The sequence below is a fragment of the Granulicatella balaenopterae genome (assembly GCF_900111135.1).
GTDB lineage: Bacteria > Bacillota > Bacilli > Lactobacillales > Aerococcaceae > Granulicatella > Granulicatella balaenopterae.
Genome location: NZ_FOGF01000055.1, coordinates 1 through 8,859, shown reverse-complemented (window position 1 = coordinate 8,859; position 8,859 = coordinate 1). Strand labels below are relative to the sequence as shown.

Sequence of the window (8,859 nt, the reverse complement as noted above, 5' to 3'; positions counted from 1 at the left end):
TTTACACTTGTAACTCCAAAGTCTGAAAATGATGTACGATTACAAGCTACACTTGACAATCAGAACCCCACGGGCAAGCCCGTGGGAGCAGTCAGGGTCCTTTAGCGCATGTAAGGATTGCGGGGATGCAGTTGCTGGATTTCGTTGATTTTCTAAGTAATAGTATTTTGATGCCGATTGTAGCGATTGTGACTTGTCTATTTGTTGGATTCGTCTTGAAGCCTGAGACAATCATAGAAGAAATCGAGCATGGTGGTGCCCAGTTCAAGCGTAAGAAGATGTATGCCTTGATGATTAAATATGTGGCACCGTGGTTGATGCTTCTAGTTTTATTGAGTTCTATTGCGCAAGGTTTTGGTATTTTATCGTTTTAATAATATGAATATGTGACTGTCGAGCGAATGTGCCGGCAGTTTTTTTATAAATAAAGCCCCCACAAGGTCAGATGATTTCGTCTAACTTTTTGAGGGGCTAGTTATTTATTTTGTGTTAGTGGAAATTCTCAAAGATAGTAAATAGTTCTTTTCGCTTGGAAATATTCATTTTTGAGTAGATATTGTGAATATGACTTTTGACGGTGCCGATTGATAGATATAATTCGTCGGCGATTGCTTGGTTTGATTTTTTGCTTAATAGATGCGCTAAGATTTCTGATTCACGTTCTGTTAGGCGATATTCAAGACAGAATTTAGCAAATTTATCGTCTGATAAGCTATCTTCAGCTAAAGGAACTGCTGTCAGTGGTTCTGGCGTTTGATGTTGATTATAGATGGAAGCTGAATAGCGAACTGTTAAGAAAGAGACGATTATTAAGAAGAGAGACTCGGAATAATTGCGATAAGTAATGACTGAATTGGCAGTGTTGTAATGATCAACGAAAAAGATAATGAATATGTCTTCTAGAATAATTAAGCTACCAAATATCATATTAAGGTAGACGATAATTTTTGCGATTTTACGATATTGTGGGGTGACTTTATCTTGCTTGAGTGCTTGATACAACTTGACGCCGATATACATGAAAAATACTTCATTCGGAAAATAAAATAAAAAAACGTGTAGCTTACTAATTGGTAAAAATGGAATAATTACCATTAAGATTGTAATCGTGACAATAATCAAGTAGTCCTTCGCTTTGGTTTTTTGATTGCATACTAATGCCAAAATATTCACCATACAAACATTATTAATCAAGTAGAAAATTATCTTCGTAAAGGGAACTCCGCCAAATTCCTCGGCAAAATAATGCTCAAATGAATTGAAAGTTTCTATCATAGACATAAGAATGTCATCACAAAAAAAGTTAATAAAGTAAATAATTAAAAAAAATAAAATTGGCTTATATGAACTTTTTTTCTCGACAAAAAAGAATGTACCAGTTGTTGCGATAGTTGTGACATACAGTATTAACAAGATGATATTTAAAAGATAAATAAAGAAATATGACATATAAATTCCTCCTTAAAATATACAAACCATCTATATAAGTATAACATAAAAATGAACTTTTGGGGTTTATATGACTAAACTTTACTCAACTTGTATTAAACTTTTCGTGTGATATCAGTATATTAATCATTTTTTTAAGATATTATCCCTGTAAAAGTGCATATTTAGGTTTAGTGCTTAAAGTTTATAGATAATAGGCAAAAAATGGAGTAAATTAGTCTTGTAAGCGAAAGAAGAAATCAGGAATAACAAAAATTGCCATTATATTTTATACAGTTATACTGTTGTTATTTTTGACTTTTATCGCATTATAAAATAGAGTGCATTTGCACGAATAGGAGGTAATTCAAATGGAGGAAAAAGAAAATGTTAAGCAACTTCCTACTAAAAGAGTTGGACTTAGTGTTGTAACATTGACGATCATGAATATCGCAGCTGTTGTTAGTTTAAGGGGGTTGCCAAGTGAAGCTAAATATGGTCTTGGATCAATCTTCTACTATTTATTCGCAGCAATTGTCTTTTTAATTCCAGTAGCATTAATTTCAGCAGAACTTGCAGCGTCATTCCCCAAAAAGGGTGGTGTCTATCGTTGGGTGGGTGAAGCATTTGGTTCACGAATGGGTTTTCTAGCAATTTGGTTACAATGGATTCAAAATACAATTTGGTATCCAACAGTCTTAACTTTCTCAGCGGTATCAATTGCCTATATCGGTGCAAGTCCAAATGCGACAAGTGTTCCTTTAGCTACTAATAAAATATATGTAGCAATTGTCTGTTTAGTAATCTATTGGGCTGCCACTTTTATTAACTTACGTGGGGTATCTGCCAGTGCTAAGATTAGTAAGTATGGCGGTATGATTGGTACGATTATTCCAGCAGGTATTTTAGTGTTATTCGGGATTATTTGGTTAATTAGCGGTCAACCGATTCAATTAGATACTAATCCTAAGACATTGATTCCTGATTTGTCGAATATTGATAATTTAGTATTAGCATCAAGTATTTTCTTATTCTTTGCAGGTATGGAAGTGTCTGCGGTACATGTTACTGAAATTGATAATCCACAAAAAAATTATCCAAAAGCAATTCTTTCCGCAGCACTTATCTCAGTAGTGATCTTCATTTTTGGTACATTGACAATTGGTTTTGTCTTGCCAGCCGGTTCTATTAACTTAACTCAAGGTTTATTAGTAGCATTTGACAAATATTTAGTGGCATATCACCTTGGTTTCTTAACGCCAGTGATTGCGATTATGTTAGTAATTGGGGTAATTGCCGGGGTTTGTACATGGATTGGTGGACCTAGTAAAGGGTTGTTAGCGGTTGGACATCACGGATATTTGCCACCATTTTTACAAAAAACAAACAAAAATGGTGTACAAGTTAATATTTTGATGGTGCAAGGAGCTATCGTTACCGTTCTTGTCTTCTTATTCACGTTCATGAGTAGTGTGCAAGCTGTTTACCAAATTTTGAGTCAATTAACTGTGATTCTTTACTTAACAATGTATCTATTATTATTCTTATCAGGTATGAAATTGCGTAAACAATATCCAGAGTTAAAGCGTCCATTCAAAGTGCCTGGTGGAAAAGCTGGAATCTATGTCTTCGGGGTGATTGGTTGCTTGGGTGCATTATTAGCCTTTGTCTTAAGCTTTATGCCACCAGCCCAAATCGAAGTCGGTAGCAATGCAACTTGGTATGGTATATTAATTATCGGATATATAGTCTTTACAGGTATTCCATTAATGATTTATAAATTCCGCAAACCAAGCTGGGTTAATGAAGATTCAGGTAATGCGATGGAACCATTTATTTGGGAGGAAAACGCTAATAAAACAAAATAAAAAGCGTTATAATATAGTTAGATTAATTTTAGGAGGTTTTTATAATGAGTGTCCATAAAACAAATAAAGTATCAGAAAACGATAGCATTTTTGCTAGTGAAGCGATTGAATTTCAATTACCAAAATTTGAAATGCCGGCTGATGAAAATAATGCCGATGTCGTAAAAGAATTAATTAAAGATGAATTATTCCTAGATGGTAACGCCAGACAAAACTTGGCAACATTCTGTCAAACTTACCACGATCCACAAGTTCATGAATTAATGGACTTATCAATCAGCAAAAATATGATCGACAAAGATGAATACCCACAAACAGCTGAAATCGAATCAAGATGTGTCCATATGCTAGCGAAACTTTGGAATGCACCAGATGATGCAGTCGGAACTTCAACAGTTGGCTCAAGTGAAGCATGTATGTTAGGTGGAATGGCAATGCTATATCGTTGGCGTGAACAACGTGAAAAGATGGGTAAAGATATTAGTAAGCCGAATATGGTTTGTGGTCCGGTACAAGTTTGTTGGGAGAAATTTGCCCGCTACTGGGATGTTGAGATTCGCCAAGTCCCAATGGAAAAAGACGCTTTGTATATGACTCCCGAAGCAATGGCAAGTTATATCGATGAAAATACAATTGGCGTCGTAACAACATTAGGCCTAACATTCACAGGTAAATACGAACCAGTTAAAGCTTTATCAGATCGTTTAGACCAATTGCAAGAAGAGACAGGCTTAGACGTTAGTATTCACGTTGATGGCGCATCAGGCGGTTTCTTAGCACCATTTTGTGCACCAGATTTAGAATGGGATTTCCGCCTAGCTCGTGTTAAATCAATCAGTTCATCAGGCCATAAGTTCGGTCTAGCACCACTTGGATCAGGTTGGGTCGTTTGGAAACATGAAGCAGATCTACCAGAAAAATTAATCTTCCACGTAAACTACTTAGGTGGCGATATGTCAGTCTTCCAATTGAACTTCTCACGTCCAGCGGGGCAAGTTATTTCTCAATATTACTTATTTTTACGTTTGGGGAAAGAAGGTTACCGTAAAATCCATATGAACTGCTATCATACTGCTCAATATTTAGCTAGTGAATTAGAAAAAATGGACATTTTTGAAATTTTATATAATGGAGATCCTAATGAAGGAATTCCTTGCGTAACTTGGAAGTTAAAAGAAGATAGTCATGTCGACTTCAACTTATATGACTTTGCCGAAAAATTAAGAAGCAGAGGATGGCAAGTACCAGCATATTCATTGCCAGCTAATGTAGAAGATATGATTGTTCAAAGAGTGTTAGTTAGACGTGGTGTTAGTTTAGATATGATGTCCTTATTAGTAGAAGATATCAAACGTACTATTAAATACTTTGAAACACATGCAATTGTTGACCACTTAACGGAAGAGGAAGTTGCAAGCTTCTCACATAATAAATAATTAGTGAAAATGGTGTTGCCAATAGAAGGTATACCACAATCTAACCATGCCAATCATCATACGAGTTTTCTTACTAATATATAGTAGGGAAACTCGTTTTTTTGGCGGATTATAAGATTTTACTCCTATTTGTTACCGGTACCAACTTTACGTATTTTATACGAAAGCGCTTCATTTATTGGTATAATTACAGTAACAAATAAATTTCAGGAGGTTTTTATAGTGTTTGATGATCAAGGCAATGGAAGAGATTCTCATTTTTATCAGACTAAGTGGAAGTATGGTTTGATGTTTGTGGCTTTATCAACAGGGTTAGTGATTACTACTCAGTCTGCTCAATTATTAGCAGAAGAAGCCAATCTACCGACGACTACTTTAGTAAGTGAACAAGCGGAAGAACCACCGATTAAGGAAGGGTATTTCCGTGTCCATTTCAAAGGTTTAGATGAAGAGAAGATTAATGATTTAGGTTTATGGTTATGGGGCGGTGTGGCAAATCCTAGTGATGGGTGGCCTGGTGGTGCAACTAAATTTGATGCTAGTCACAAGTCTCAATATGGTTATTATATCGATATTCCGCAGTCGCAACCAGTTGGAAATATTAATTATTTATTGCTTGATTGCACAAAAGAAGGTGATGCAGCTAAGATTACAACTACTGATCAAACAATTTCATTATTAACTCCTGAAATGAATCAGGCTTTTATTGATGAAAAGTTTGCTGTACATGTAAATGAACCAAATCTTAATGAAAATATCATGCGTATTCACTATCACCGTGAGGATAATGAATATGATGATTGGGGATTATGGTTATGGGGAGATAGTGTTGCAGCGAGTAAGACTTGGCCGACTGACGCTATGCATTACACTGGAAAGGATCAATATGGCGTATATTTTGATGTACCAGTCACAAATGGTGTAAATTCATCATTTGGATTCTTAGTGGTAAATAAAGATGGTAGCCAACAATCTGGTGATATGCAGGCCAATCGTAAAGCCAATGACCAAATTTTTATTCAAAATACCGATACAACGATTTTCGATAATCCCTATCAGTTTGATTCAAATAAACCTGTTGAGCCAACTGAACCAGGTACTGCTGAAATAAGTGCGTCAGCTAGCGTGAACCATGCGATTAATTCTAATGAGTCAGCCATCTTAACGGTTGATATTACAAATAATTCACAGCTTAAAGTGGCCAATATCAAGGCTGATTTATCAGCAATTGGTGGTGGGAATAATGTCGCAATTTCACCTGAATTAAATGCGATTACGGTCAGTGTACCCAATACAGTTGTGTCTGGTGACTATCAAATTCCGGTAACCGTAATCGATGAAAAGGGTGGCTATTACACAACGGAAGCGCTGATTACGATTAATGAGCGCGAAAAGCAGGCGAGCGAAAAAGATTGGGATGAACAAATCATTTACTTTATGGTGACTGACCGTTTTAAAGATGGTAATCCAGCCAATAATGATCCAGCCAGCATGAATTATGCATCAGCCCAAAATCAAGCTGGTGTCTATCATGGTGGCGACTTCAAGGGCGTTACTGAGAAGTTAGATTACTTAAAAGAATTAGGCGTAACAACTATTTGGGTAACACCGATTGTTGAACAAGTTGAACAAGATGCTTCATATGGTACGGAAAATGGCGAATATTACGCTTATCACGGCTATTGGGCGAAAAATTTTGAAGAACTTAACCCACATTTAGGAACTTTAGATGAATTCCATACATTAATTGATGAAGCAGCAGAAAGAAATATCAATATTATGGTTGATGTTGTTTTAAATCATGCAGGTTATGGCATGGATAAACCAGCTGATAAGGAGATTCCTGGATTCCCAAGTGATTCTGATCGCCAAAAATTCCACGATATGTTCCGTACTGAAAACGGCCTAGATATTGATAAAGAACAATCATTAGCCGGCTTACCTGACTTCAAAACCGAAGATCCAGCTGTCCGTAAAAAATTAGTTGACTGGCAAGCGCAATGGTTAGAAAAAGCAAAAACTCCAAAAGGTAATAGTATTTATGGTTATCGTATTGATACTGTGAAGCATGTTGATAATACAACTTGGCAAGCTTTCAAAAATGCATTAGTCACTAAAGATCAAGATTTCCACTTAATCGGTGAATCTTGGGGTGCTAATTATCAAGATACAAAAGGACATTTGAATTCAGGAATGATGGATAGTTTACTTGATTTTGGTTTTAAAGGAATTGCCAAACAATTTATCGATGGTGATTTAACAGGTGCAATGACAAGCATTATCGCTAGAAACCAAGCCCTAACAAGTAATTTAACGTTAGGACAATTTTTAAGCAGTCATGATGAAGATGGTTTTATGTTACACCAAACAGACGCTAACAAACAAAAGCTAGCGGCAACTTTACAAATCACATCAAAAGGTCAACCAGTTATCTACTATGGTGAAGAATTAGGTCAAACTGGACAAAATAACTGGCCAATCTATACTAATCGTTATGATTTTGACTGGGAAGAAGCTGAGAAAGCAGTAAAAGCTGATGATTATGATATGTATGATCACTACAAAAAATTATTAGCTTTCCGTAATCAATATTCGGAATTATTATCACGTGGTACAACAGAAATATTAGGTGGAACCAATCAACAAGGTTGGTTAGTAGCTAAACGTATATTAAGTAACCAAGTAGCATATATTGGTTATAATAGCACAGATGAAGTTAAAGAATTAACATTTGAAGTTACTAATCCAAACACGGCAATTACCGATCATTATACAGGTGCGACTTATCAAGCAACTACTAATGAAGATGGTAAACATATCGTGATTGTCGAGGTTCCTCGTTTGGCAGAAGGCGGTACCATCTTACTAACTAGCGATCAAGCAGAGATTACAGCAGTCAGTGAAAAAGCAAAAGAAGTTCCTGCTGAAGATCCAATCGCAGAAGGCTCAATCCGTATGCACTTCAAACAATTGCCAGACCAAGCGCTTAGTGATTTAGGCTTATGGATTTGGGGTGATGTAGAGACACCTTCAGAATCAGTCGACACATGGCCACAAGGAGCAACTAGCTTTTCAACTGCCAAAACAGATGGCTATGGCTACTATATCGATGTACCGATGAAAGAAGGTAAAAAAGAAAAAGTTCAATTTTTAATCAATAATTCAAATGGCGACAATCTTAGTCAAGACCGTGAAATTGCGATTTTAAGTGATACTATGAATGAAGCTTGGATCGATGAACAATACCGCTCATATTCATATGAACCACTAGCACAAGAACAAATGATTCGTATTAATTATTATCGTACGGATGGTAATTACGCAGATTTGGGTGTTTGGTTATGGGAAGATGTAGAACACGCATCATCTAATTGGCCGGATGGAATGAATTTAATTAATGAAGGGCAATATGGCCGTTATGTGGATGTCCCATTAAAAGAAGCAGCTAAAAAATTAGGTTTCTTATTCGTTAATGAAAAAACAGGAGACAAAACACAAGATAAAAATTATATTTTTGATGATTTATCTAATCATACACAAATCTTCGTAAAAGACACTGATACAAAAGTTTATACTAATCCATATTATGCAGACCAAATTATTTTAAATGGTGCCGAACAAATCTCACCAACGGAAATTGCATTAACATTCACTACTTTAGAAGGTGCTAGTGACGATGAGATTAAAGCTGAGATTAAAGTGAATTTAGCAGATAAACCGGCAGAAATTACGGATTATGACATTAACCGTGATACGAATAAAATCGTACTAAAGGGTAACTTTACAATAGGGGTAACACCTTATAAGATTAGCTATAAAGGACTTACCTTCCAAGCACGTTTAGGTTGGCAAATGATTGACTCTCAATACGGCTATGATGGTGAATTAGGTGCGACAATTTCTGAAGATGGAACAAGTGCTACGACGAAAGTTTGGGCACCATCTGCTGAAAAGGTTAGCCTAGTTATTTATGACAAAAACGATCAAAATACTGTTTTAACAACTACACCAATGAATCAGGGCGAAAAAGGTGTCTGGGATCTAACGATTTCTGCTGCGGATTTAGGCATCGACAACTTAACTGGTTACTATTATCACTATTTAATTGAACGCAATGGCGAAAAAAT

General features: G+C 36.0%; 5 protein-coding genes. 4 read left to right on the top strand and 1 reads right to left on the bottom strand.

The features are described from left to right. Positions 1-131: 131 nt before the first annotated feature. A complete protein-coding gene (locus tag BMX09_RS09200; protein ID WP_245711165.1) occupies positions 132-374 on the top strand; it encodes a hypothetical protein in 243 nt (80 codons plus the stop codon). A 115-nt stretch (positions 375-489) separates the two neighbouring features. On the opposite strand, the gene BMX09_RS09195 is transcribed toward BMX09_RS09200, so the two are convergent. Further along, positions 490-1,449 (bottom strand): LuxR C-terminal-related transcriptional regulator, encoded by a 960-nt coding sequence (locus tag BMX09_RS09195; RefSeq protein WP_089747941.1) that lies wholly within the window; start codon positions 1,447-1,449, stop codon positions 490-492. Between the two features lie 350 nt (positions 1,450-1,799). On the opposite strand from BMX09_RS09195, the gene gadC reads away from it, so the two are divergent. The 3 genes from gadC to BMX09_RS09180 form a co-directional block, all read left to right on the top strand. Next, positions 1,800-3,296 carry a putative glutamine/gamma-aminobutyrate antiporter GadC gene (gene gadC / locus BMX09_RS09190; protein ID WP_089747939.1) on the top strand — a complete coding sequence of 499 codons (1,497 nt, stop codon included), beginning with the start codon at positions 1,800-1,802 and terminating at the stop codon, positions 3,294-3,296. A gap of 44 nt (positions 3,297-3,340) precedes the next feature. After that, positions 3,341-4,732: a glutamate decarboxylase gene (locus BMX09_RS09185; RefSeq protein ID WP_089747937.1), complete on the top strand. Its 1,392-nt coding sequence runs from the start codon at positions 3,341-3,343 to the stop codon at positions 4,730-4,732. Between the two features lie 222 nt (positions 4,733-4,954). Next, the coding region (locus BMX09_RS09180) for a pullulanase-associated domain-containing protein (protein WP_245711164.1) at positions 4,955-8,859 on the top strand (3,905 nt) is incomplete at its 3' end.

Excerpts from the sequence above, each read along its gene's own strand:
- BMX09_RS09195 (WP_089747941.1), bottom strand. The coding sequence starts at position 1,449 with ATGTCATATTTCTTTATTTATCTTTTAAATATCATCTTGTTAATACTG.
- gadC (WP_089747939.1), top strand. The coding sequence starts at position 1,800 with ATGGAGGAAAAAGAAAATGTTAAGCAACTTCCTACTAAAAGAGTTGGA.
- BMX09_RS09185 (WP_089747937.1), top strand. The coding sequence starts at position 3,341 with ATGAGTGTCCATAAAACAAATAAAGTATCAGAAAACGATAGCATTTTT.